The following is a 25,137-nucleotide window of genomic DNA, read 5'->3' as shown; positions in this document are numbered from 1 at the left end:
TAAAAAAAGCGCCTCATCTCAGGCGCTTTTTTATTGCTTATTATTTTAAAATATCGGGCAATTTAGGTTGCTCATAAATCGGGTTCATTACTTCCCGCTTCATTTTAAGCAGCATCTGATATGGTTGCTGCTGAACAAACATATTTACAAAGCTTAAAGGAATTGAACCTGCTGGGTCAGCATAACCACTCGTGGTTACTTTAACTTTGTTATTCGCTAGTTTCTGGAATGTCCATTCACCTTCATAACGAGTTAAACGAACCACATCGGGCTGAATCGGATAATTACTATTAATCGCTGTGTTCTTAATCGTAATAGTGCCATTAGCGGCTTTACTCATTTTCCCTTTCACCACAACATCGCGGTCTTTTAGCGGAAAAGGAAAATCCAACACCATATATAATGTAAATTCGCCCTTCTTCTCATCCTGAGAAAGCATTTCAACTTTACCCATATAAGGCACCCACTGCGCTGCGCGATTTACATCTAAAATCACCGCCACCGCACGCTCAATGGGTACATCAAATGTTGTTTCAGCTTTGTACTGAAAGACGGGGTTATCAGCCTTCTGATAGGTCCACACTTTAATATGGTTACGGTCAAGGCTGAGTTTCGCCTTGTCTGTAGAGGCAGCCCCTGCATAGAGGCTGCTTAAGCAAAGAAGAGTGGTCAAAGCAATTTGTTTTTTATTCATGTTCTGCTCTATCTTGTTTTTCTCGCCACATGTAGGACATGTACAGATGGCTTACACCTGTACGTCGTTCAACCCTAAAACATCTTTCATGTCATATTTACGCGCTTCACGACCTACAACCCAAGCAGCAGCTCGTACTGCACCAGCAGCAAAGTTCATACGATTCGTGGCTTTATGAGTGACTTCAACACGCTCGCCCTCACCAATAAACATAACAGTGTGTTCACCTACAATATCGCCACCACGGATGGTTTCAAAACCAATGGTTTGGCGGTCACGTGGCCCTGTATGCCCTTCACGACCATAAACAGCAACTTCTTTTAAGTTACGGCCTAAAGTATCAGCAATCGCTTCACCCATCATTAACGCTGTACCAGATGGTGCATCTACTTTATGACGGTGGTGAGCCTCAATCACTTCAATATCTACTGTATCGCCAAATACTTTAGCTGCAAGCTCAAGTAACTTGATTGATACATTTACGCCAACAGAGTAGTTCGCCGCATATACTACAGGTGTATGTGTTGCCGTTTCATCAAGCTCAGCTTTTTGTTCATCGGACATACCTGTTGTTCCAATCACCATGGCTACCCCAGCTTCACGGCATAGCTTTAAATGCTGAGCAGTTGCAACCGGTGCAGTAAAATCAATGATGACATCACAGTCTTTAAGAACTTCTGTCAAACTTCCTGAAACCTTTACCCCCACTGAGCCAATTCCTGCAAGTTCACCAGCATCAGTGCCGACCAAACTACTCTCTGGACGTTCTACTGCTGCAGCCAATTGATAACCTGCTTGTTGAACTGCCTGAATAAGTGTGCGACCCATACGGCCACCTGCGCCCAAAATACCAATGCGTGGAGCTGCTGACATAATCCTTCCCAATCTTGTGTTTTACGTAATTGGCTTACTATATCAAAACTCTTTGCTCACAATAAAAAGTAAAAAATATTTTTTAAGATGAACCGAAATTTAATCAGTTTTCACAAAAGTTAAAGAATTGATCTGCACACTACCGAGCCACGAATGAAAAAAAGATGACTATAAGGAGTTCAGCATGCATTCGAAAATTATGGGCTTAATAGCCGTTATGGGGATGATGAGTTCAATGGCATTTGCAGAGCCTGCAATCCAACCAGGGGACACACTAGAAAGCTTATCTAAAGCACGCATTATCACGAATGTAAATGCGAAAGCGGCGATATCTACAGCTCAAACAAGCATAGCAAGCAATACTACTGCTGAAGTTAAAGTTGAAGATATTGACCCAATCATTGAAGAAAAAACTGCCGATGTAGAAACAATAAAAGTAGCTGTAAAACCAGTAACTCAAGCTGCTGTAGTAGCTCCAGTTGCATCAAACGAACTTATTGTAAGTGTTGACGACATCGATGTTGCTCACCCTACAGAGTAAGCAGACGTAATTTTCTTTTAAGCAGAATAAAAATAATAAGATGAATCAGCGCAATAAAAAGGCGGATATTTTTGAATATCCGCCTTCTTTTTAATTTACGATCTAATCAAGCATTAATCGAATAAACGATCAAAGAATGATTTTTTCTTTGGTGAAGAAGCACTGTCCTCGCCATCGAAAGATGCTTGTAATTCTTTGAGTAATTCACGTTGACGAGACGTTAAGTTGACTGGTGTTTCTATGACGATACGGCAAAGCAAATCACCCACCATGCTGCTACGTACAGGACGAACACCCTTACCACGTAAACGGAATAATTTACCTGTTTGAGTTCCCTCAGGAATCTTCAAGCTAACGCGACCTTCTAAAGTCGGGATTTCAATTTCTTTACCAAGTGCAGCATCCGCAATGCTTACTGGTACGTCCATATATAAATCAGCGCCATCACGTTGGAAAATTTCGTGTTCACGAACAACCACTTCAACGTATAAGTCACCCGCTTGACCATCACGGATAGCCTCGCCTTTACCACTTAAACGAACGCGGTCGCCATTATCTACACCGGCAGGAATAGTAACTTCTAATGTTTGCTGGCGATCAGCTACGCCTGAACCATGACATGCATGGCATGGGTTTTTAATAATTTTGCCTTGGCCACGACATGTGCCACAAGTTTGTTGTACAGAGAAGAAACCTTGCTGCATACGTACTTGTCCTGAACCATGACAAGTTTTACAGGTTTCTACATCTTTTGGATTTTGAGAGCCTTTACCATCACACACATCACATGGTGCCGGAGCAGTAAAGGTAATTGTTTTCTTAACCCCTTTTACAGCTTCCTCAAGGGTAAGTTCCATGACATAGCGTAAGTCTGAACCGCGACGTTGGCGTTGCTGACGTCCGCCGCCGCCAAACGCTCCACCAAAGATATCACCGAACTGGCTGAAAATATCTTCTGCACTGAAACCGCCAAAGCCCCCACCAGCGCCACCAAAGCCGCCTTCAAATGCATTATGTCCCATACGGTCATACATGCTGCGCTTTTCGCTGTCGGATAAAATCTCATAAGCTTCAGAAGCTTCTTTAAACTTTTCTTCTGCTTCGGCATTGTCAGGGTTTCTGTCAGGATGATATTTCATCGCCAATTTACGATAGGCTTTTTTGATCTCATCATCACTTGCGGTTTTTGAAACGCCTAAAACCTCATAATAATCACGTTTAGCCATGTTTGGCGGTGCTCCTCACGGAAATTTTATCAATACTCTATTGCCGACTAAATGGGGGGCTTTAGCCGAATTTACAAGGGGAAAATGTTTAAAAAATAGATATATTAAAAAACTGCCTTATTTTTTAAATATTTAGACAAGCCTTTTAACCATGCATTTAATAAAAATAACCAAGCAATAGCGCTAAAAACAACACCAGCAACTGTTGATGCCGTTACCCAAAGATTGCTGTTCCATGCAAAAAAGAAGAGAGGAATAAACCAAACAACAGCAAAAACTGACATGAAGAGGAATAGAATACCATTGCGCATAATCCAGAGCGCATGGGCATGAATCCAAACTTCAGCATCATCCACAACAGCTACTTTACGAGCGACCAGATAAGCAAAGGCCGCGAAAATAACCGTAAACAATGCAAGAAACATGAACGCATAAGAAATTACAATATAACGGCGATGCTGTTCGATATGGTCTTGCCCCATCTGTATTTCACCTCAATTCGCTGCACTATGCCTATTTTTTATGCAGCGAAGTAATCCTGTATTTTTTGTGTAAAGACAGGTGCTACTATATTGGAGTTTTCAATATTTCGCACCTTTATTCACAAAAAAATTATGTATTTTATGCGGTTTTTTTCACCTTAAACCACGCAGCATACAATGCAGGTAGGAAAAATAATGTCAGCATGGTCGCTACAATCAGTCCGCCCATAATTGCAACAGCCATTGGACCGAAGAAAATACTCCGCGAAAGTGGAATCATCGCTAACACAGCTGCTAAAGCTGTCAGAATAATTGGACGGAAACGACGTACTGTTGCATCAATAATCGCTTCCCATGTTGGATGCCCTGCTTGCCTATCTTGTTCAATCTGATCAATCAAAATGAGCGAGTTACGCATAATCATACCGGACAAGGCAATCGTTCCTAGCATGGCCACAAAACCAAATGGTTTATTAAACAGAAGTAAGAACAGAACAACACCGATTAAACCTAATGGCGCAGTCAAGAACACAATTGTTGCCCGAGACAGACTCTTAAGCTGAATCATCAGTAATGTCATCACAACCGCTAAAAACAGAGGCATACCGGCATTAACTGAACTTTGCCCACGTGCCGACTCTTCGACAGTTCCACCCACTTCAATCAGATAACCACTTGGTAGCTCAGCGCGTAACTTGTCCATTGATTCGGCTAACTCACCAACAACAGTCGCTGGCTGCAATTTGGTACGAATATCTGCACGCACAGTAATCGTTGGTAAGCGGTTACGATGCCAAATCAGGCCATCCTCAAACTTATATTCAATTTTCGCAATCTGGGCTAACGGTACTGTCGTTCCATTGGCTGTTGGGACTGCTAAACTTGCCAGTGAAGCGACTTCAACACGCTCAGCTTGATCTCCACGCAAACGGATTTCAATGAGTTCACGCTTTTCACGATACTGTTCAATTGCACTGCCTGTAATTGAAGCGTTCAGGAAGTTCGCCAAATCCACACTAGAAACACCCATTTGTCGAGCACGGTCTTGATCAATCTGAATTGCAATAATCTTACTTGGCTCACCCCAGTCCAAATGCACATTGGTGGTATTTGGGTTTTCACTAATGACCTTCGCAACCTGCTGCGCCTCTTTACGTACCAAATTGAGATCTTCACCTGACACGCGATACTGCAATGGATAACCCACAGGCGGGCCATTTTCTAGTAATGACACTCGAGTACGGACTTGTGGAAGCAGCTGTTTAATTTGGGTTTCTAAAGAGCGACGAATTTCATCACGATCATCAAGTGAGGTCGCTAAAACCACAAATTGTGCAAAGCTCGCTTGTGGCAATTGCTGGTCTAACGGTAAATAAAAACGCGGTGAACCTGTGCCGACATAAGCCACATAGTTATCAATACCTTTTTGTTTAGACAAAAACTGTTCAACCTTTTTCACCGCGTGTTCTGTAGCGGTTAATGAAGCCCCTTCTTCAAGTTTTAAATCGACTAAAATCTCGGTACGGTTTGAAGGTGGGAAAAATTGCTGAGGAACCATTTTAAACATCAGCACAGAGAGCACGAATATCCCGACTGTCGTTGCAATTACAGTTTTACGATAGGTCACGCAAAACTCGACCATTTTCCTAAAACGTAAATAGAAACTAGATTGATAAGGATCATAATGATGGTCCTGTGAAATCTCGATCGTTTGTGGTTGCGGTTTTTTCGTTAATCTTGCCCATAAACGAACATACCAAGGTGCTTGATGTCCTGTCTTAGTAAAATCAGGCAGTAGTTTTTCACCCAAATAAGGTACAAATAAAACTGCGGCAACCCAAGACACCAATAAGGCAATGGTCACTACCTGAAAGATCGAACGCGTGTATTCACCTGTACTAGACTGTGCCGTAGCAATAGGTAAAAAGCCCGCTGCCGTAATGAGTGTCCCTGTCAGCATTGGAAATGCTGTGGTTTTCCACGCAAATCCGGCGGCCTTAATTCGGCTATAACCCTGCTCCATCTTAATTGCCATCATCTCGACCGCAATAATCGCGTCATCGACCAGTAAGCCTAAAGCTAAAATCAGAGCACCCAGAGAAATCTTATGTAGTCCGACATCGAATATATTCATGCCGGCAAAAGTCATTGCTAAAACCAAAGGAATGGAAAAAGCGACCACTAAACCTGTACGGAAACCTAAAGAGAAAAAGCTCACTAACAAAACAATAATGACTGCTTCAGCAAGTACTTTCACAAACTCATGAATACTGCGTTGCACAGCTACCGGTTGGTCAGACACCTTCTGTAATTTCATACCTAAAGGCAAAGTCTTTTGCAGCTGGGCAAATTCCGTTTCCAGATTTTTACCCAAGGCAATAATGTCACCACCCTTACGCATCGATACAGCAAGGCCAATACCATTTTCACCCATGAAACGCATACGAGGTTGAGCTGGTTGACTAAAACCGCGGTAAACGTCAGCGACATCACCAAGTTGAATGGTTTTGTTGCCTACCAATAAAGGCGTTTTCTTAATTTCATCAACGCTCTGTAAATGTCCACTTACACGAATTTGAATACGATCCGTACCGGTTTCAAAGAAACCAGCGCTTGCCATACTATTTTGCTTTTGTAAGGCTTCTTGAATTGCAGAAAGAGGAATACCGAGCTGAACGGCTTTAGTGTTTGAAATCTCAATCCAGATTTTTTGGTCTTGTAAGCCAACCAATTCGACTTTGCTAACGTCCTTGACGCGTTGCAGCTGTAATTGCAAACGATCGGCATATTCTTTCAAAAGTGCATAGTCAAAGTCCTTGCCTGTCAGTACATAAATATTACCGAAAGTATCACCGAACTCATCATTGAAAAAAGGGCCTTGTACACCGCTTGGGAGTTCAGTGCGAATGTCATTGACCTTTTTACGAACGTTGTACCAAACATCAGGAATCTGTGCCGACTTCAATGAATCCTTGGCAAAGAAAGTAACCATAGACTCACCCGGGCGGGAGTAGGCCATAATCTTTTCATACTGCCCTGTCGTCATCAGCTCCTTTTCAATCCGGTCAGTTACCAACGTTGAAACTTCTTTGGCAGTCGCTCCAGGCCAGTAGGTTTTGACGACCATCACTTTAAAGGTAAAAGGCGGATCTTCACTTTGTGATAGTTTTGAATAAGAGATTGCACCGATAATGCCAAGCAACAGCATGAAATAAAGGACAATACCTTTATTATTCAGTGCCCATTCCGAGAGATTGAATTTCATGGCTTCGTTGCCCCCTGAATTTTCACCGCACGGTTTTCACGGTCAATCGGATGAATCTTCTGCTTATCGCGTAGCAAATGAACCCCACCAATCACAACCCAATCATTTGGTGTTAAACCAGTTAACACGGGCACACTATCTCTGCCATATGCGCCAACTGTTACAGGTACTTTACGTAAAGTTTGGTTGGCATTGACTACCCATACATAAGCTTGATTATCTGTAGCTGAAACACTCGAAAGTGGAACACTCATGACATTAGTTTGAGTCGAGCTAAAAAATACACGTGCACTTTGTCCAAGCTGAATAGCAGATTGGCCTTCTTTGAGTGCAACTTTCACAGTAAAGGTACGAGACTGATCAGCCGCAGGAGAAACTTCGCGTACATATCCGGCAAATTTTTCATTCGGTTTAGACCACAAAGTAATCCAAGCCACTTGACCAACTTTAATCTCGGCAACTGCTTGTTCAGGTACACCAATGACCACTTCACGCTCACCATCAATCGCCAATTGATAAGCTGCTTGACCTGCTGAAACGACTTGTCCAATCTCAATATTACGCGCTGTAATCACCCCGTTTTTATTAGAAATGAGTTGGTTATAACCAGTTTGGTTTGCAGAAACTTCATAGTTAGAGCGGGCTTGTTGTAACGCTGCTTGAGCCGCGTCGTACTGATTCTTGACCGTATCAAATTGTGAACGGCTTACTGCATTGACAGGTAATAATTGTTGAAAACGTTTAAGTTCATCTGATGCTGTTTTCTCTGCTGCCTGTGCATTTTGTAATTGAGCTTTGGCAGCATTTAATTGTAGCTGAGCATCTGCTACATCGAGCTTTGCTAATACTTGTCCAACTTTAACTCGGTCGCCGACATCGACATAGCGAGCCGTAACTTGTCCACCCACCCGAAATGCCAAGGCAGTTTGTTGTCGAGCCTGTACATCTCCTGCATAGCTTTTTAATTCGTTTAGTGTGGTCGAAGGCTGCGTCACCATCACATAGGGTATTTCTTCTGTTTTGGGAGCCTCTTTACTACACCCCATTAATGTGACCGTGCAAACAATCACCATACTCATGATGAGAGGTTTTAACAGATTCATATCTTATCGCTCTTATTCAAACTGATTTTTTAAGGCACAATATGCTTGCATCATAGTTTGTTTGTTTTTTAATTAATATACCCATGGGTACATTAATTAAAGAAAAACTTATAAATATCTATTTTTTTAAACTTTTATTAGAGGGTTTTGTGCAAACAGTTAATCAGAGTGGTCGTCCTAAAGATCTGGAAAAGCGTGCTCGTATCTTACAAGCCGCTAAAGCTATTTTTTTAAAATCTGGTTATCACGGGACCAGCATGAACCAGATTGCACAGGAAGCCGGAGTTACTAAACTCACGGTTTATAACCACTTTCAAGACAAAGCAAACCTATTTATCTGCGCGATTACAGAAACTTGCGAAGAGACTCTAGGCACTAAACCATTTGAATTAGATGCATCGGCAGATTTTTATCAAACACTGTATATGGTGTGTTCGCGTGCCTTGCAGATTATTTATTCACCTGAAGCATTAAAGCTTGAACATGTGTTATTTGAACTCGCAGCAGAACAGAGCCCTTTAGCTGAACAATTTTTCACGGCATCCCATACTCGACTTCAAAATCTGTTAGCCGCGTTCTTCCAAAAAGCAGCTGAGCTAGGTTTTATTCAAGCCGATGATCCCGTTTATCAAACAGAGCTTCTTTTAACGTTGTTGCTTGGTGTACGTCACCATAAAGTTCTACTTAGGATTATTGCTGTACCGAATGCGCAAGAGTTAGACCAGATTATTCAAGATGCAATTCATTTATTCCTGCTTAAATATCGGAATTAAACCAAAGTCCGATTGCCAAAAGTTGCACTGAGTGCATGTCATCTTTTAAGTCGCTATAAGCGAATTAAATGTTATTTTTTAAGCAAAAATTCACATTTTCTTACGCTCAAAGCTTGGAATGTTTGTTAATCGCGCTATATTCGATAAGAATAAGAACAGGAGAAAAATAGCATGGTTCAGCAAATCGATGCGCCACTGCGTGAGGATGTCCGCTTACTTGGCAATTTGTTAGGTGAAACCCTAAAACAACATGCAGGACAGGAACTGTTTAATCAGATCGAGCAAATCCGTGCGCTTGCCAAAGGTGCACGTGATGGTCAAGCTGAAGCCGAAAAGCAATTAGAACAATTATTTTTAGAACTGCCCGATGAAGAGCTATTACCTCTCACCCGCGCTTTTTCTCACTTCCTCAATTTTGCCAATATTGCCGAGCAATACCATGTCGTGCGTAGCCGCAGACAGGCAGAATTTGATTCGGAGGCTAATTCTCCAAATCCACTTGTTCACTTATTTCAAAAATTTAAAGATAAAAGTATTTCGACAGAAAAACTATTTCAGCAAATTTGTGATTTAAATATTGAACTGGTACTTACGGCGCACCCAACCGAAGTCAGCCGTCGTACCCTCATTCAAAAATATGACGATATCAACGCTTGTCTTTCACAGCTTGATCAGCAAAAGCTTACTCCACGTGAACGCCAAAACGCACTTGCAAACTTAAAACAGCAAATTAGTTCGGCTTGGCAAACAGATGAAATTCGTCAGCACCGCCCGACTCCTGTCGATGAGGCAAAATGGGGCTTTGCAACCATTGAGCAAACGCTTTGGAATGCCGTACCTAAATTCATTCGTGAATTAAATGAGTTAGTTCAAGACAATTGCCAACAAAACTTACCACTCAATATTGCGCCTGTGCGCTTTGCTTCTTGGATGGGTGGAGACCGTGATGGTAACCCGAACGTTACTCATCAAATTACCCAAGAAGTGCTGTGGTTATCACGCTGGCAAGCTGCTGACCTTTACCTGAGAGATATTGAAAACTTACGTTGGGAACTTTCAATTCAGACGTGTTCCGAAGAAATGATTCAAGCGATTGGTAGCCAACATGCAGAACCTTATCGTGAGTATTTACGTGCTACACGCGAACGCTTAAAAGCAACTCGTCACTGGTTAGCGCATCGTCTACAAGGTTTAGAAGCAGATGACAGCAATGTCATTAAAAGCAAAGATGAGCTGTTACAACCATTATTGCTGTGCTATCGCTCTTTAATTGACAGTAATCTTCCAGAAATTGCGAATGGTCAACTTCTCGACTTTATCTATCGTGTGAACTGTTTTGGTATTGAATTACTTAAACTTGATATTCGCCAAGAATCAGGTCGTCATCGCCAAGCCATTTCAGCCATTACCGAATATTTAGGTTTAGGTAATTTTGAGTCATGGACTGAACAGGCCCGCCAAAACTTCCTGATTCAGGAACTCCAAAGCAAACGTCCACTTCTACCGAAATATATTAATGAGCCAGAAGGTAGTTTAATTGGCCACCCAGATGTCCAAGAAGTATTTGCAACTATGCGTACTTTGGCTGACCAACCGCCTGAGTCGTTAGGCGCTTATATTATTTCGATGGCTGAATATCCAAGTGATGTTTTGGCGGTATTGTTATTGCAAAAAGAAGCAGGTATTCAGCACCCTCTACGTGTAGTTCCTCTGTTTGAAACTCTAAAAGATTTAGATGGCGCTGCAACTACCATGAATACGCTGTTCAATATGCATTGGTATAAGCAGCACATTCAGGGTAAACACGAAGTGATGATCGGTTACTCCGATTCTGCAAAAGATGCTGGCTTTATGTCTGCTAACTGGGCGCAATATCGTGCTCAAGAAGAACTGACTGCTATTGCTCGTACACACGGCGTACAGTTGACCCTATTCCACGGTCGTGGTGGCTCAATTAGCCGTGGTGGTGCCCCAACCCAACAGGCACTGTTCTCACAGCCACCAGGTTCAATCTCTGGCGCAATTCGTGTAACAGAACAAGGTGAAATGATCCGCTTCAAATTCGGTCTAGAAGGTATTGCAATGCAAAACCTTGAAATATATACCGCAGCAACACTTGAAGCGACATTATTGCCACCACCAGAGCCTAAAACAGAATGGCGTGAACTCATGAACCGCATGACAGATCATTCTGTGAAAGTTTATCGTCAAACAGTGCGTGAAAACCCACATTTTGTGAAGTACTTACGTACTGTCACGCCTGAGCTTGAGTTACAAATGTTGCCTCTAGGCTCGCGTCCAGCAAAACGTAAAGTGAGTGGCGGCATCGAGTCTTTACGTGCCATCCCATGGGTATTTGCATGGACTCAAATCCGTTTGATGTTGCCTGCATGGTTAGGTACTGGCGCAGCAATTAATGAAGTAATTGCCGATCAGCAAAAAGCAACGCTTGATGAAATGCTTCAGCAATGGCCTTATTTCCAAACGCTCATTGATATGTTGGAAATGGTATTGTCTAAAGCCGATGCCAACATTGCACTCTACTACGAATCTCATTTAACCGAAGATGAAGATTTAAAAGTACTCGGCAACCAGTTGCGTCAGCGACTAAAAGATGCTGTTGAAACATTACTTAAATTGAAAGATGAATCAAAGCTTCTGAGCAACAACGAGGTTCTTGATCAATCTATGCAGGTTCGTAAACCATACTTACTTCCTTTGCATCTTTTACAGGCTGAACTCATGAAACGCCGCCGCGATTACCTAGCGGAGCGTCAGGCAGAACATACGCCTGTTGACCATGCACTGATGGTCAGTATTGCGGGTATTGCTGCTGGTTTACGCAATACGGGCTAAGCTTTTTTACCAATCGTTTGACAAAGCAGCACATCACCGATGTGCTGCTTTTTACTTGCAAAGTTCCTCATTTTTCATAAATTTTCCCCGATTTTTTATTTTTTTAAATTTTTTTTAAAATCATAAAATTAAGCTTTATTATAAAAAAATAACTAATTCCTTATATTTAGAATTATTAATATTATACCAATCGTTAAAAAATAATTACTTTTCTCCCATATACTTCTCTCTAGAGATTAAATGCTTTCCAAAGAAAGAGTATCATTGCACCAATTAAAGAATAATGAGCTTATTTTATGTCCAACTGGTTTCCAAAATGGCAGCCTTACCAAGGTGATGTTGACCATCGACCGGTCTCTACCAATGAATATCTCCCACCAGTTCAAAGTGCCGTTTTAGGTATCCAACATGCATTTGCCATGTTTGGAGCTACTGTTTTAGCGCCGCTACTCATGGGTTTTAATCCTAACCTTGCTATTTTAATGTCCGGTATCTGTACCATCCTGTTTTTCTTAATTACAGGTGGTCGTGTTCCAAGTTACTTAGGATCAAGTTTTGCCTTTATTGGTGTGGTTGCAGCAGCGACTGGGCACATTACAGGTTCGGGTGCCAATCCAAACTTATCTATGGCGTTAGGTGGAATCGTAGCGTGCGGTATCTTTTACGCACTCATCGGTTTCATCGTAATGCTTACGGGTACACGCTGGATTGAAAAACTCATGCCGCCTGTAGTGACTGGCGCAATTGTGATGATTATTGGTCTAAACCTTGCACCTGTTACCATTAAAGGCGTTGCAGGCCAACCATTTGAAATGTGGATGGCATTAATTACTGTGCTTTGTATGGGCAGTATTGCAGTCTTTACACGTGGTTTATTACAACGTCTACTTCTGTTGGTCGGTTTAATTTTGGCGTATGCAATTTATGCCGTCACGACCAATGGTTTAGGTCTAGGTAAACCAATCGATTTTAGCCAGATCTCACAGGCTGCATGGTTCGGTATTCCAAGCTTTTCACATCCTACTTTTGATACTAAAGCTATGCTAATTATTGCGCCAGTTGCGCTTATTTTAGTAGCAGAGAACTTAGGCCATATTAAAGCTGTTGGTGCAATGACTGGCGAAAACCTAACACCACAATTAGGCAAAGCATTTGTTGCAGATGGTTTGGCAACAACGCTTTCTGGTAGTGTCGGCGCGCCGGGGATGACCACTTACGGTGAAAATATTGGTGTAATGGCAGTCACTCGTGTGTACTCAACTATTGTATTTGTGATTGCAGGCGTCTTCGCCATTTTCTTAGGTCTATCTCCAAAATTTGGCGCGGTGATTAGTACCATTCCAAGCGCAGTTTTGACAGGTGCATCTATTGTCGTATTTGGTTTAATTACCATTGCCGGTGCAAAAATCTGGATTGAAAACAAAGTTGATTTTTCTAACAATAAAAACCTGATTGTTGCTTCAGTCACGATTATTTTAGGTGCCGGTAACTTTGAATTATTGTTCGGTAATTTCAATTTAGGCGGTATTGGTACCGCAACATTTGCGGCAATTATTCTAAATTGGCTGTTTAGTTTAAAAGATAAAACTTAAGTTTAGAAAGGCAGCGTAAGCTGCCTTTTTTCATTCCGATTTAGTATGATAAATTTTTGCGCTTCAATACGTTCCTATCATGCGTTTTGATTTTTTTGATTTACAGCTCGTTCTTCATATTGTCTCGACTGGTAGCCTCACCAAAGGTGCTGATCGCTCTGCTATTTCACTTCAGGCGGCGAGTGAGCGTATTAAAAAACTCGAACAGTATTTTGAAACACCTTTATTTATTCGCCAAACTACAGGTGTAGAGCTCACCACAGCTGGACATGCTTTTGTAGAACATGCTCGTCAGCTTTTAGCACAAAAAGATCAACTCGAACAAGAAATGCAGCGCTTTAAGTCTTCTACAATAGAGTCATTAACGCTTTGGTGTAACTCTTCTGCTCAAAGCGAATATTTGCCTCCATTATTACCGCAATATTTAGTGCTTCATCCTGAAATGAATATCGATTTGCACGAAGCAGAAAGCTCAGAAATTGTAGATGCATTAACCCAAGGAATTGCGAGCCTTGGCTTAGTCTCAAGCTTTTTTGATACCCAACATTTGCAAACGAAAGAATTTGCGAGTGATCCTCTAGTTTTGATTTGTCCTGCTACACATGAGTTAGCTCAATATCAAAAGCTAAATTTGGTAGAGGCTTTAAGCTATGGTTTTATTGGCCTTAAAGCCCACCACTCTTTGCAACAGTCCATTGAAACTCAAGCGAAATTATTAGGCTTTAACATACAGTACCGTTTGCGCTTACCTAACTTTAGCGCAATTGCTGAAGTCGTTGCCAAAGGCGTGGGTATTGCGATTATGCCCGCCCGTGCGGCGCATCGCCTCCAATCGGACTATGATTTCCACTCCATCCAATTACTCGGCGCATGGGCAAACCGAAAACTACTTTTGGCAACGCAAAATTTCAGCCAGCTGCCTAGCAGTTATAAGCAATTTGCAGATTTTCTATTAGAGCATCGCCCTTAGAAAGTTGGTTTAGTGCAATATCATATAAAGTCCTAACGACACCAACCCTATAAAAAAGATACGGCGAAATAACTGCTCATTGAGTCGATAACGGATTTTTTTACCGATCCACATTCCAATGAGTGCAGCCAACAACGCAGCAAAAGATAAACGATAGTCCAGTGTTACTCCAGACATCGGGTTATGGTGTAAAAAGACTGCAAGGCAAATGGTAGAAACCGTAAACGTTAGTCCCAAAGCCTGAACCAGCTCGTCACGTTTTAAATGTAAAGACTGCAAATATGGCACGATAGGAATAATAATGACGCCTGTGGCCACGGTGACTGCCCCACCAATATATCCAATAATCGGCGATAACCAGCGCTCATATTTCGCTAAGTTTGGAAGCTTTTTGACACACAATCCATAAAGGCCATATAAGGCCAACATACTTCCTAATAAAATCTCACTACTATGCCCATGGCTTTGACTTAAAGTCGGTAAAAAGCTCCATATTGAACCGACCACAATACCTACGAGCAAAGTCCAGAAACGGCGAATAAAAGTCCAAACATGCCCCTCTGCAAAAAGCTGCCAGACATTAGTGACCATTGAAGGAACAATTAAAAGAGATGCAGCCTGAAAAGGGCTCATTGCGATGGTGAGTAAACCCATTGATACTGCGGGCAAACCTAGGCCAATCATGCCTTTGATCATGCCAGCAAAGACAAACACCATCATAATAATTGCTAAAAAAGTCACTGTTTATCTCCGATTCCCTACATGGTTATGCTACGGAAAAAACAGGCTTTGCCCTATTCTTGTTTTTAGGAGTAGGCCTCAATTAGAAGTTGAGGCCGTCTTGTATTTTTCTTCTAAAACATTACTAAAAATACTTTCAATCATCCAAACTCGGTACAAGCTATTAAACACATAGCTGTGACCATCAATACGTAGCTCTAAAACCGGCAGATCAGGCTGATGCTTGTCTTTGCAAAGTGCATCATTTTGCTCCAAGAGAGAAGGGACATCTTGTTCAGTTAACTGCTCAATGCCGAGTTGCTGCTGCAACTCTTGAAAATGCCTCTGGAAAGATAGGTCTTTTCCTTTCGTCCAAACTGCCTGCAAAATAGTAAAAATTGCATCGAGTTGCTGACTTTCCGGCACACTATAAAAAAGCTTTGCCATCTCAAGCGTACTTTCTTCTGTAGGGCGGCAAAAAGGAGTAAAAGCCACTTCAGTACGTTTAGAAACACGGGTTGCCAAACTCCAGTCAAACCAGTCTCGACCTTGGTAACTGAGCGGATAGACTTTTAACTGAATATCATAATAGTCTGCGAGTTCTTCTTTAATATACGCAAGAAGTAACCAGCTCATCGGATCTTCTAAAGCAATAAATACATCAAGCTCAGGGTGAAGAGCCTGAATTTCATTGAGTGCTTCAGCATCATTAATCAAATGTTCACGCCATTCGATATGATTAATTAAAAAAATCGGAATACCTGTCAGTAACTTTTGTTGTTTTAAACGACGGGTTAGACGTAATAAATCATCCACTGCGTGATATTTACGTCCACCAAATTCAAAGTACGCTGCCTGTACAGGCTCATCTGTAAAAATACGTTCTGGGAAGTGCTGTGGCATCTGATGCTTCACCGCCATGGCATGTAAAGTACGTAACTTTCCATATTGCTGTTGCCAAAGCATGTGAAAGATATCTTCAAGTAAATGGAAGAAGTTCTGACCTTGTAATGGAGTTCTTTTTAGTATGACAGTGGCTTGTTTTAAAGCTTCTTGGCTTGGGATTTCTGGGAACTCATCAAAAGCAAATCGATGCTGATTTGCTAAAATCTTGGCATCATTTAAACAATAATTCTGCCACTCCTCATGCGTCATGCTGTTTGGAGGTTCAGAAGCTGTATGAGAAATAATAATTTTTAAAGGTTTAAGCTCATCACTTAAAATTTCATCTAGCTGAGACAATTGCTGAACAGCCAGATAGCTATACACATCATCAAGTCGTAAATAAATACTTAAACCATTTTCCGTGGGTAACACCGCTTGACGAGAAGGTTTTTGGTAAAACCAGCTCGATCGGATAGGGTCAAACCAACGGCGTAGCAGTGACATGAGTAGTGCCTCTAAAAAATAAATCCTAAGCGAGATCAAAAGTTATTTGATCATAGTGCAAGGTTAAACAGTAGTCGAGATAGAAAAATGACTACCTAAGTTCGCGCAGAAAATATGTCATGTTATTTCGCGAGTTTCTGCGTAGGTGAAGATTTTATCACCATTTTATGGCAAACCCATAGAATGATCTGAAAACACCTTTTTCTACAAGCGGATTTTTTTTACCAGACATAAAAAATGCACCCATAACATGATAGCAATTCATCGTGTTAATGGGTGCATGTTTCCTATTCAATTATTAAAATTGAACATTTTATAGAACGCGTACAGCTCCTTTTGCAGCACTTGTTGTATGCATTGCATAAACTTTTAACGCTTTTGATACTTTACGTTTACGTTCTTCTTTCGGATGCCAGCCTTTCGCTTCCTGAACTGTACGACGGTGCGCCATAGTCGCATCATCAACATTCAAGTGAATCGTACGGTTCGGAATATCAATTTCAATGGTATCGCCATCTTCAACTAAACCAATTGCACCACCTTCCGCAGCTTCCGGCGAAACGTGTCCAATTGAAAGACCTGATGAACCACCAGAGAAACGACCATCTGTCACCAATGCACAGTCTTTTCCTAAACCTTTCGATTTAAGATAGCTGGTTGGGTAAAGCATTTCTTGCATACCCGGACCACCACGTGGACCTTCATAACGAATCACAACAACGTCACCAGCTTTAATTTCATGACCCAAAATTGCATCTACAGCGGCATCTTGGCTTTCAAATACGCGTGCTGTACCCGTAAATTTAAGGATCGATTCATCTACACCCGCAGTTTTCACGATACAACCATCAAGCGCGATGTTGCCGTATAGAACTGCTAAACCACCATCTTTAGAAAATGCATGCTCTGCATTACGAATCACGCCTTTTTCACGGTCGCCATCTAAAGTTGAATAGTAGCGATTTTGAGAGAAAGCAACTTGAGTTGGTACGCCACCCGGAGATGAACGATAGAACTCATAAACATCTGCATCTTCAGTACGAATAATGTCCCACTTATCTAATGCATCTTTTAAAGTTTTCTCATGTACAGTCGGCACAGATACATCAAGTAAATTCGCACGATCAAGCTCACCTAAGATCGCCATAATGCCACCCGCACGGTGAACATCTTCCATATGAACATCTTGTTTTGCAGGTGCTACTTTTGAAAGTACAGGAACTCGACGTGATAATTCGTCGATGTCATCCATGGTAAAATCAACTTCAGCTTCACTTGCCGCAGCCAATAAATGTAGAACTGTATTCGTTGAACCACCCATTGCAATATCAAGGGTCATCGCATTTTTAAATGCAGCCTTAGTTGCAATTGAACGAGGCAAAATACTTGCATCTTCTTGTTCGTAATAGCGCTTAGCCAATTCAACAATAAGCTGACCTGCTTTTAAGAATAATTTTTTACGGTTTGCATGCGTCGCAACAATCGAACCATTACCCGGTAAAGATAAGCCTAAAGCTTCGGTTAAACAGTTCATTGAGTTTGCAGTGAACATACCTGAACATGAACCACAGGTTGGACATGCTGAACGTTCAAATTCTGCAACTTCCTCATCTGTATAACTTTCATCAGCCGCAACAACCATGGCATCTACAAGGTCAATCGCTTTTTCATTACCGCGGAATTTAACCTTGCCCGCTTCCATTGGTCCGCCAGACACAAAAACTACTGGAATATTCAGGCGCATCGCAGCCATCAACATTCCCGGTGTAATTTTGTCACAGTTAGAAATACACACCATGGCATCTGCACAGTGTGCATTCACCATGTATTCAACCGAGTCTGCAATCAAATCACGTGATGGTAATGAATAAAGCATGCCGTCATGCCCCATTGCGATACCGTCGTCCACTGCAATTGTATTGAACTCTTTAGCAACACCACCTGCTGCCTGAATTTCTGCTGCGACAAGCTGCCCTAGATCTTTTAGATGGACATGGCCCGGAACAAATTGAGTAAATGAATTGACCACCGCAATAATCGGTTTGCCGAAATCTTCATCTTTCATTCCTGTTGCACGCCATAAGCCACGTGCGCCAGCCATATTTCTTCCGTGTGTCGATGTTTTTGAACGATAGTCAGGCATTTGTGTTTCCAACAAGTTGTGCTTGAGCGGAATTTCTTCCACTCTGGCTGAATGATACTGATATAGCGTTAGATCAGTCGGAATATTGACTCATCATCATAATTTGATCATTCTCCATTCTATAGAAGCAAATAATATAGGGAAAGCCAATAACGATAATACTCAGTCAATATTTAGCAAAACTTACATGAATAATTTTTTATTTTTTCATAACCTTTTTTTATCAATAAAATTTTTTCAATAATTTTTTGTTCACTATTAAAAAACTAAAACGCTCGATCGCTATGAGTTTAGGGCTTCAAACGTTTTTCACGTATACTACCCATAAACTCTTTTTGGATTGCATTTGTGAAAATTATTTTTGCTGGCACCCCCGAATTTGCTGCAACAGCATTGGCGGCTTTATTAAAAACTTCCCATGAAATTATCGCGGTTTATACTCAGCCAGATCGTAAATCGGGTCGTGGACAAAAACTAACGCCATCTCCTGTAAAACAGCTTGCACTTGAACACAATATTCCTGTTTATCAACCACTCCACTTCAAAGCTTCAACTGAAGAAGGCTTGGCTGCTCAACAAGAACTTGCTGCTTTAGGCGCTGATGTGATGGTGGTTGCAGCCTATGGTTTAATTCTTCCACAAGCTGTGCTCGATACACCTAAATATGGTTGCTTAAATATTCACGGTTCATTATTACCACGCTGGCGTGGAGCAGCGCCCATTCAACGCGCGATTGCAACAGGTGACGACGAAACTGGTATCACCATCATGCAAATGGCTGCTGGTTTAGATACAGGCGATATGATGTATAAAACCTATTGCCCAATCACTGTCGAAGATACTTCTGCGACTTTACATGACAAACTTGCAGATCAAGGTGCAACAGCAATTTGTGCGGTACTTGAGTCAGAAGAAACACTACAAAAATATTTGGCAGAACGCGAAGTTCAAGACGAAAGCTTAACGGTCTATGCTCATAAACTCGTAAAATCAGAAGCTCGTATTGATTGGTCAATAGATGCTGTTCAAATTGACCGAAATATCCGTGCATTTAACCCTTGGCCAGTCGCTTTTGTTCAGCTTGATGAAAACAATGCACTGCGTATCTGGAACTCAACAGTTTCTAGTCAAAGCAAAGCAGATGCCCAAGCTGGTGAAATTATTGCAATTGATAAACAAGGCGTGCATGTTGCTTGCGGTGAAAATACATTTGTTTGTTTGACGAGTGTGCAATGGCCGGGTGGTAAAGCATTAAATGCTCAGCAAATTGCACAAACTCAAAAACTTCACGTAGGACAGATTCTGCCATGAGTCAGGTTACTTCAAATTCTTCACGTTTTAACCTACGTGCTCAAGTCGTCCAAACGTTACTAAAAGTTCAGCAAGGGCAATCACTTGCTAGTATTTTAAATACACAGCTCAATCAAGTTGCAGAGCGTGATCGTGCTTTGTTTCATGAGCTTGTTTTAGGTACATTGCGTCAATGGTTTGCCCTTAAATCAATTAGCTTACCTCTACTCAGTAAGCCTTTAAATAATGAGATAGTAGAAACCTGCCTATACGTTGGTCTTTATCAAGTTTTATGTACACGTATTGCAGCACATGCTGCCATTTCGGAAACAGTAGATGCGACCAAACAACTTGGATTCCCTGCACTCAGTGGCATTGTAAATGCTATTTTACGCCGAGCTACTCGTGAAACTCATGATTTTCAGCAAGGTTTACAGCAAGCACATGGCTTACCAAGTTGGCTCTTTAAGCGACTAAAAAAAGATTGGGGTGAACAAACCGAAGCGCTCTGCCAATCATTAAAACAAGTAGCACCTTTAACTTTACGAGTGAACCAGCGACACATTGGTCGAGATGCTTATTTAGCAAAACTACAAAGTCTAGATACTCAAGCACGTGCTTGTGCTCTGTCTGAGGCAGGTATTGTTCTTGAGCAATCTGTACAAATCACTCAGTTACCTGGTTTTGAAGAGGGGTGGTTTTCTGTACAAGATGAACATGCACAGCTATGTGCAACTCTATTGCCTGATTTAAACAATAAAACAGTGATTGATGCTTGTGCTGCTCCGGGTGGTAAAACAGCTCACTTACTAGAAAAATTTAAACCAGCACAGTTAATCGCGATTGATCAGGACGCGAGTCGTTTAGTCCGCGTGACTGAAAACTTAAACCGACTGGCATTAGATCAAAGCCATACTGAAATTCTGGCTGCCGATGCAACCGAGTGGACTCCAGCTGAACTAGTAGATTGTATCGTGCTTGATGCACCTTGTTCTGCTACAGGTGTCATTCGACGTCATCCTGACATACGCCTATTGCGTCAATCTACCGATATAGCGCAAACCATTGAGCTACAAAAGCAGATTTTGGAACACATGTGGCAACAACTTAAAGTTGGCGGCACATTGCTCTACATCACTTGTTCAATTTTAAAAGCTGAAAATGAACAACAGATGATAGACTTCTTTGCAGAGCATACTGATGCAAAAGAAGTGAAAATCGAAGCAGCTTGGGGAATTGAACAAACTCATGGCAAACAATTGTTGCCACAAGCTCAATCTGGTGATGGATTTTATTATTGTAAAATCCAAAAAATCGCATAAAAAAGCAGGCTTAAAAGCCTGCTTTTTTTCCAGACCAATATCAAAGTGTGTGCTGGTCTTTTACTTCTTCTAAAACTTCATCTAACTCTTCAGGATGCTTAGATAAATGTAAGATGGATAAAGCCAGCCCACCCCACACAAACACCATTGAAATAATCATCATCACGATTGCCGAAGTATTCATTCCTTTATCCTCCTAGCGATCTTTCATTTTGCTTAGCACGATAGCAACGACTGCACAGAAAATTACACTGCCCCAGCCGAATATACCTTGTAAGCTCATACTATAAGTATCATAGCCATTTTTGATCAAATTAAAAACAGTCATAGAAAGTGTTGTTAATAAGATTAAAGAAGTAATGACTGTTAAAGTGAAGTCCCAACCTTTACCCAATTGAATGGTTGAAATTCGGTTTACATGGTCACGAAGCTCTTTAAGTGCTGAACGTTTAAACCAAGCTACACTAATAATTGAGATCAATGCACCACCAATAATCCCAATGTTATTAATAAAGTGGTCAACAATATCAACAAGCTTAATTGCATTTACACTTGAGAATAAAATAATTGATACAAGCGCACTACCACCACCAATAATGGTTACAGCTTTCTTACGCCCCCACTTTAACTTATCTTGCATCGCTGCAATAGGTACTTCTAAAATACTAACCATTGAAGAAATACCAGCTACAAATAATGAAGAGAAGAACAAAAGACCAAATAGGTCAGCACCAGAACCTAAACTTGAAATAATTTTAGGAAATGCAATAAATGCGAGTCCAATACCACCACTCACAACATCTTTAACTTCAGTACCTGCCGCATGCGCCATAAAACCAAGCGCAGCAAAAATACCAATACCCGCTAAAATCTCTGTCGATGCATTGGCAAAACCAACAATAAGACCAGAACCTGTTAAATTGGTTTTTGGTTTTAAATAGGATGCATAGGTCACCATGATCCCGAAACCAACAGAAAGTGAAAAGAAGGTATGACCGTAAGCAGCTAACCAAACTTTATAGTCCATCATAGCAGACCAGTTTGGGGTAAAGAATGCATTTAAACCTTGTGCCGCACCAGGTAAACGCAATGATTGAATCACTAAAATGGTAAACAAAACAAATAATAAAGGCATGAAAATCTTATTCGATAATTCAACACCTTTTTTCACTCCACCATATAAAATGATTAAAGTCAGCGCCCAAATTCCTACAATTGGCCAAAATAGATGACTTACAAACTGCAAATCAAAGCCTGTTGCTTTTGAGGTCTGTAAGTAAGTATTGAAGAAGAAGCCTTCTGGGTCACTTCCCCACATTTGACCAATAGAGAAATAAATATAACTGCCAGCCCAGGTCAGTACACTTGCGTAGTACAAGCCGATGATGATACAAACACAAACCTGCCACCATCCTAAAGTTTCTCCGCCCTTAAACAAAGCTCTATAGGCTTTAGGAGGTGAACCTGTACTACGATGACCTACCGCATAATCTAAAAATAGTAACGGTAAACCAGCAGTAATGAGTGCAAGTAAGTAAGGAATAAGAAACGCACCACCACCATTTTCATATGCAACGTATGGAAAGCGCCAAATATTACCTAAGCCTACAGCCGAACCAACGGCTGCAATAATAAAACCAGATCGTGACGTCCAGTTTTCACGAGAATCTGTCATAGAACACCTAATGTTAAGAGATTACTTATTTTTACTGCTATTGTTGATTGTTATTCCGCATGCAAAAAAAGAACCAAAAAATACTTTTGTGTTTGTAGAAAATAAAATGAACCTTTTGAGTATTTTTCTTCCCTAAACAAACAAGCAAAAATAGAAAATTCTTCCTTAAAGATTTTTGTCCATTTTTTGCCCCTATATAGCTGAACAATACCTGTTTTTATTTCTTTTTACTGTAATTTCCATCTGAAATTTTACGTTTTTTTAGAAATTTTGATCTAGTCTGATCATTTTTTAACTGATATTAGTATTTTAAGGCATATTATTGTGCTGCTATATACAATGATATTTTCTACCATTTAAATTCTTTTAGATTTCACAAAGTGGATATATCAACTAATTTTTCTCATAATAATGAGCAAAACATCATTTTCTGTTTTCACAAAATTTATACTAAGTTCTATAAAATAATTTCCACAACAAAATACATATTTTTATATAAAAATCAAAAACATATAATATTTTAAAAAATTAAAACTTTATTAGCTTTTTATACACTATTTTTCATCAATGCATAACTACCCAGATATCTATATCATGCCCTCAAAGATTTCTTTTACTTAGGATATGATGATGAAGATATTAAAAATGTCTTTTCTAGCACTCGGGATGAGTCTTAGTGGATTTGCTCAAGCGGATTTTATAGGGGTTAAAGGAGACGTGAGTTACTGGTTTTACGATGGTAAAGCAAACATGTCTTCACAATTACCAGATGACCAAGATTTAGATCGAAAAGGTAGTGCTCAACTATCATTAGCTTTTGAGCACCCGATTCCATTTATTCCAAATGCAAAAATTCGCTATGTAAATCTAGATACCGAGACTAAGTCAGAAACCTTAGGCCAAGCTAACTATAAAATTAATTTAGATCATAGCGATTTTATTCTTTACTACGAGTTACTCGATAATATTGTGAGTGTAGATGCTGGTCTTGGGGCAACTGTATTAAATGGTGATATCACTGCTTATACTGGCAAACGTGTGGATATTGATAAAACATATCCTATCGCTTATTTGTCAGGCGAAGTAAAACTTCCATTCACAGGTTTAAGTGCTAAAGGCGAAGCAACCTATACAAACTTTAATGATGCAAAAATTACTGATGCATTAGCAGAGGTAAAGTATAAATTCATCGATAATTTAGCAGTTGATTTAGGCTTGAAAGCTGGCTACCGCGTACTCAATATTGACTTAGATGATTATGATAATAATGACTTAAAATTTGAGTTTAAAGGTCCTTATGTAGGTTTAGAAGCACATTTTTAAATCAGACTTTCAGATATAAAAAAGAACTCTATATGAGTTCTTTTTTATTTAAATCATATCTACATAACCTGAATATTCTCGAATTCTTTGACACCATGCTCGAATATTTGGGTATAAATTTAAATCAAAGCCACCTTCTCCCGCGACATGTGTGTATGCATATAAAGCAATATCAGCAATGGTTAATTGATTTCCAACAAGATAATCATACTCTACTAAAGCTTTATCCATAATTGATAACGCTTTATGCCCTTTTGGTTGTAAATTATGATATTCCTGTATTCTTTCTGCTGGTAAACCTAAATATTTATTAATAAAACGAGCAACTGCAATAAATGGTTCATGGCTATACTGCTCAAAGAACATCCATTGGTACATTTTTGCTTTAATAAAAGGATCTGCAGGAATAAACTTTGTTCCTTCAGCCACATAACCTAAAATAGCATTGGATTCACTCAAAACACGACCATCATCCAGCACTAATACAGGTATTTTTCCATTCGGATTTAACGACAAAAAATCATCTGTTTGAGTTTCATTGTTTAAAATATCAACATGGACCCATGTATGATTAATTTTTAATAAGGAAAGTAATAATTTAATTTTATAACAGTTACCAGAACCTACATCACCATAAATTATCATCGATTCACTTCCCTTATTGTGCTTACTTAAAAGATTAATTTTCTTATTATTTATAACAGAACTCTTTCTTAGAATTAATATATATCTGCTTTTATTGTCTACTTTATTCAGAGTTTTATATTTATTTTAATTTTAGCCATAAAAAACACCCCGGTTTCTTTCGAGACCGGGGTGTTTGGAATAATGAGCTGGCGATGACTTACTCTCACATGGGTAACCCCACACTACCATCAGCGCTAAGAGGTTTCACTTCTG

Annotated in this window: 20 protein-coding genes; 8 read left to right on the top strand and 12 right to left on the bottom strand. The window is 40.4% G+C overall.

The window, feature by feature from the left end; translation table 11 throughout:
* Positions 1-40: 40 nt before the first annotated feature.
* Together ABFY81_RS10235 and dapB are read right to left on the bottom strand one after the other, a co-directional pair.
* Positions 41-694 carry an START domain-containing protein gene (locus ABFY81_RS10235; RefSeq protein ID WP_004704705.1) on the bottom strand — a complete coding sequence of 218 codons (654 nt, stop codon included), beginning with the start codon at positions 692-694 and terminating at the stop codon, positions 41-43.
* A 51-nt stretch (positions 695-745) separates the two neighbouring features.
* Positions 746-1,567, bottom strand: a complete 822-nt coding sequence (gene dapB / locus ABFY81_RS10230; protein ID WP_004704703.1) for a 4-hydroxy-tetrahydrodipicolinate reductase — start codon at positions 1,565-1,567, stop codon at positions 746-748.
* Between the two features lie 184 nt (positions 1,568-1,751).
* On the opposite strand from dapB, the gene ABFY81_RS10225 reads away from it, so the two are divergent.
* Entirely contained in the window at positions 1,752-2,108 is a 357-nt protein-coding gene (locus ABFY81_RS10225; RefSeq protein WP_347913717.1) for a hypothetical protein, read from the top strand.
* A 113-nt stretch (positions 2,109-2,221) separates the two neighbouring features.
* Here ABFY81_RS10225 and dnaJ read toward each other — a convergent pair whose 3' ends face one another.
* From dnaJ to ABFY81_RS10205, 4 genes are all read right to left on the bottom strand, one after another.
* On the bottom strand, positions 2,222-3,334 hold the full coding sequence (gene dnaJ / locus ABFY81_RS10220; RefSeq protein ID WP_004704700.1) for a molecular chaperone DnaJ: 1,113 nt from the start codon (positions 3,332-3,334) through the stop codon (positions 2,222-2,224).
* A 104-nt stretch (positions 3,335-3,438) separates the two neighbouring features.
* Positions 3,439-3,816 carry a hypothetical protein gene (locus ABFY81_RS10215; protein ID WP_002053984.1) on the bottom strand — a complete coding sequence of 126 codons (378 nt, stop codon included), beginning with the start codon at positions 3,814-3,816 and terminating at the stop codon, positions 3,439-3,441.
* Positions 3,817-3,955: 139 nt separating this feature from the next.
* Positions 3,956-7,081: an efflux RND transporter permease subunit gene (locus tag ABFY81_RS10210; protein WP_347913716.1), complete on the bottom strand. Its 3,126-nt coding sequence runs from the start codon at positions 7,079-7,081 to the stop codon at positions 3,956-3,958.
* Positions 7,078-8,184 (bottom strand): efflux RND transporter periplasmic adaptor subunit, encoded by a 1,107-nt coding sequence (locus ABFY81_RS10205; RefSeq protein ID WP_347913715.1) that lies wholly within the window; start codon positions 8,182-8,184, stop codon positions 7,078-7,080. Before ABFY81_RS10205 ends, ABFY81_RS10210 begins: the two co-directional genes overlap by 4 nt.
* 149 nt (positions 8,185-8,333) lie before the next feature.
* Here ABFY81_RS10205 and ABFY81_RS10200 point away from each other — a divergent pair, with 149 nt between their 5' ends.
* The 4 genes from ABFY81_RS10200 (at position 8,334) to ABFY81_RS10185 (ending at position 14,375) form a co-directional block, all read left to right on the top strand.
* Positions 8,334-8,957, top strand: a complete 624-nt coding sequence (locus tag ABFY81_RS10200; RefSeq protein ID WP_039254035.1) for a TetR/AcrR family transcriptional regulator — start codon at positions 8,334-8,336, stop codon at positions 8,955-8,957.
* Between the two features lie 171 nt (positions 8,958-9,128).
* On the top strand, positions 9,129-11,813 hold the full coding sequence (gene ppc / locus ABFY81_RS10195) for a phosphoenolpyruvate carboxylase (protein ID WP_347913714.1): 2,685 nt from the start codon (positions 9,129-9,131) through the stop codon (positions 11,811-11,813).
* A gap of 296 nt (positions 11,814-12,109) precedes the next feature.
* Complete coding sequence (locus ABFY81_RS10190) at positions 12,110-13,405, top strand: solute carrier family 23 protein (RefSeq protein ID WP_004704691.1); 1,296 nt, start codon at positions 12,110-12,112, stop codon at positions 13,403-13,405.
* A gap of 79 nt (positions 13,406-13,484) precedes the next feature.
* Positions 13,485-14,375, top strand: coding sequence for a LysR family transcriptional regulator (locus ABFY81_RS10185; RefSeq protein ID WP_240061852.1), 891 nt, complete (start codon positions 13,485-13,487; stop codon positions 14,373-14,375).
* A 9-nt stretch (positions 14,376-14,384) separates the two neighbouring features.
* On the opposite strand, the gene ABFY81_RS10180 is transcribed toward ABFY81_RS10185, so the two are convergent.
* The 3 genes from ABFY81_RS10180 to ilvD form a co-directional block, all read right to left on the bottom strand.
* Positions 14,385-15,116 carry a sulfite exporter TauE/SafE family protein gene (locus ABFY81_RS10180; RefSeq protein WP_347913713.1) on the bottom strand — a complete coding sequence of 244 codons (732 nt, stop codon included), beginning with the start codon at positions 15,114-15,116 and terminating at the stop codon, positions 14,385-14,387.
* A 78-nt stretch (positions 15,117-15,194) separates the two neighbouring features.
* On the bottom strand, positions 15,195-16,484 hold the full coding sequence (locus tag ABFY81_RS10175) for a hypothetical protein (RefSeq protein ID WP_347913712.1): 1,290 nt from the start codon (positions 16,482-16,484) through the stop codon (positions 15,195-15,197).
* 313 nt (positions 16,485-16,797) lie between these two features.
* Entirely contained in the window at positions 16,798-18,627 is a 1,830-nt protein-coding gene (ilvD, locus tag ABFY81_RS10170) for a dihydroxy-acid dehydratase (RefSeq protein WP_019458622.1), read from the bottom strand.
* A 348-nt stretch (positions 18,628-18,975) separates the two neighbouring features.
* Between ilvD and fmt the strand changes: the two genes are divergently transcribed.
* Positions 18,976-19,938: a methionyl-tRNA formyltransferase gene (gene fmt / locus ABFY81_RS10165; protein WP_086496570.1), complete on the top strand. Its 963-nt coding sequence runs from the start codon at positions 18,976-18,978 to the stop codon at positions 19,936-19,938.
* Positions 19,935-21,239, top strand: coding sequence for a 16S rRNA (cytosine(967)-C(5))-methyltransferase RsmB (gene rsmB / locus ABFY81_RS10160; protein ID WP_347913711.1), 1,305 nt, complete (start codon positions 19,935-19,937; stop codon positions 21,237-21,239). The genes fmt and rsmB overlap by 4 nt, the downstream gene beginning before the upstream one ends.
* Before the next feature lie 40 nt (positions 21,240-21,279).
* Here the strand turns inward: rsmB and ABFY81_RS10155 are convergent, their stop codons facing one another.
* Both ABFY81_RS10155 and ABFY81_RS10150 read right to left on the bottom strand, forming a co-directional pair.
* Positions 21,280-21,423 carry a methionine/alanine import family NSS transporter small subunit gene (locus tag ABFY81_RS10155; protein ID WP_004704675.1) on the bottom strand — a complete coding sequence of 48 codons (144 nt, stop codon included), beginning with the start codon at positions 21,421-21,423 and terminating at the stop codon, positions 21,280-21,282.
* Positions 21,424-21,435: 12 nt separating this feature from the next.
* Positions 21,436-22,914: a sodium-dependent transporter gene (locus ABFY81_RS10150; protein WP_004704674.1), complete on the bottom strand. Its 1,479-nt coding sequence runs from the start codon at positions 22,912-22,914 to the stop codon at positions 21,436-21,438.
* Positions 22,915-23,544: 630 nt separating this feature from the next.
* On the opposite strand from ABFY81_RS10150, the gene ABFY81_RS10145 reads away from it, so the two are divergent.
* Complete coding sequence (locus ABFY81_RS10145) at positions 23,545-24,237, top strand: TIGR04219 family outer membrane beta-barrel protein (RefSeq protein WP_191016175.1); 693 nt, start codon at positions 23,545-23,547, stop codon at positions 24,235-24,237.
* Positions 24,238-24,285: 48 nt separating this feature from the next.
* Here the strand turns inward: ABFY81_RS10145 and ABFY81_RS10140 are convergent, their stop codons facing one another.
* Entirely contained in the window at positions 24,286-24,882 is a 597-nt protein-coding gene (locus ABFY81_RS10140) for a glutathione S-transferase family protein (RefSeq protein WP_347913710.1), read from the bottom strand.
* Positions 24,883-25,137: the final 255 nt, after the last annotated feature.

The sequence above is a fragment of the Acinetobacter sp. WA-87 genome, assembly GCF_039938935.1.
GTDB classification, from domain to species: Bacteria; Pseudomonadota; Gammaproteobacteria; order Pseudomonadales; family Moraxellaceae; genus Acinetobacter; species Acinetobacter seifertii.
This window is presented reverse-complemented; position numbering and strand designations above follow the sequence as displayed.

Excerpts from the sequence above, each read along its gene's own strand:
- ppc (WP_347913714.1), top strand. The coding sequence starts at position 9,129 with ATGGTTCAGCAAATCGATGCGCCACTGCGTGAGGATGTCCGCTTACTT.
- dnaJ (WP_004704700.1), bottom strand. The coding sequence starts at position 3,334 with ATGGCTAAACGTGATTATTATGAGGTTTTAGGCGTTTCAAAAACCGCA.
- ABFY81_RS10145 (WP_191016175.1), top strand. The coding sequence starts at position 23,545 with ATGAAGATATTAAAAATGTCTTTTCTAGCACTCGGGATGAGTCTTAGT.
- dapB (WP_004704703.1), bottom strand. The coding sequence starts at position 1,567 with ATGTCAGCAGCTCCACGCATTGGTATTTTGGGCGCAGGTGGCCGTATG.
- ABFY81_RS10210 (WP_347913716.1), bottom strand. The coding sequence starts at position 7,081 with ATGAAATTCAATCTCTCGGAATGGGCACTGAATAATAAAGGTATTGTC.
- ABFY81_RS10185 (WP_240061852.1), top strand. The coding sequence starts at position 13,485 with ATGCGTTTTGATTTTTTTGATTTACAGCTCGTTCTTCATATTGTCTCG.
- rsmB (WP_347913711.1), top strand. The coding sequence starts at position 19,935 with ATGAGTCAGGTTACTTCAAATTCTTCACGTTTTAACCTACGTGCTCAA.
- ABFY81_RS10235 (WP_004704705.1), bottom strand. The coding sequence starts at position 694 with ATGAATAAAAAACAAATTGCTTTGACCACTCTTCTTTGCTTAAGCAGC.
- ABFY81_RS10225 (WP_347913717.1), top strand. The coding sequence starts at position 1,752 with ATGCATTCGAAAATTATGGGCTTAATAGCCGTTATGGGGATGATGAGT.
- ABFY81_RS10150 (WP_004704674.1), bottom strand. The coding sequence starts at position 22,914 with ATGACAGATTCTCGTGAAAACTGGACGTCACGATCTGGTTTTATTATT.
- ABFY81_RS10155 (WP_004704675.1), bottom strand. The coding sequence starts at position 21,423 with ATGAATACTTCGGCAATCGTGATGATGATTATTTCAATGGTGTTTGTG.
- ABFY81_RS10140 (WP_347913710.1), bottom strand. The coding sequence starts at position 24,882 with ATGATAATTTATGGTGATGTAGGTTCTGGTAACTGTTATAAAATTAAA.
- ABFY81_RS10215 (WP_002053984.1), bottom strand. The coding sequence starts at position 3,816 with ATGGGGCAAGACCATATCGAACAGCATCGCCGTTATATTGTAATTTCT.
- ABFY81_RS10175 (WP_347913712.1), bottom strand. The coding sequence starts at position 16,484 with ATGTCACTGCTACGCCGTTGGTTTGACCCTATCCGATCGAGCTGGTTT.
- ABFY81_RS10190 (WP_004704691.1), top strand. The coding sequence starts at position 12,110 with ATGTCCAACTGGTTTCCAAAATGGCAGCCTTACCAAGGTGATGTTGAC.
- ABFY81_RS10205 (WP_347913715.1), bottom strand. The coding sequence starts at position 8,184 with ATGAATCTGTTAAAACCTCTCATCATGAGTATGGTGATTGTTTGCACG.
- ilvD (WP_019458622.1), bottom strand. The coding sequence starts at position 18,627 with ATGCCTGACTATCGTTCAAAAACATCGACACACGGAAGAAATATGGCT.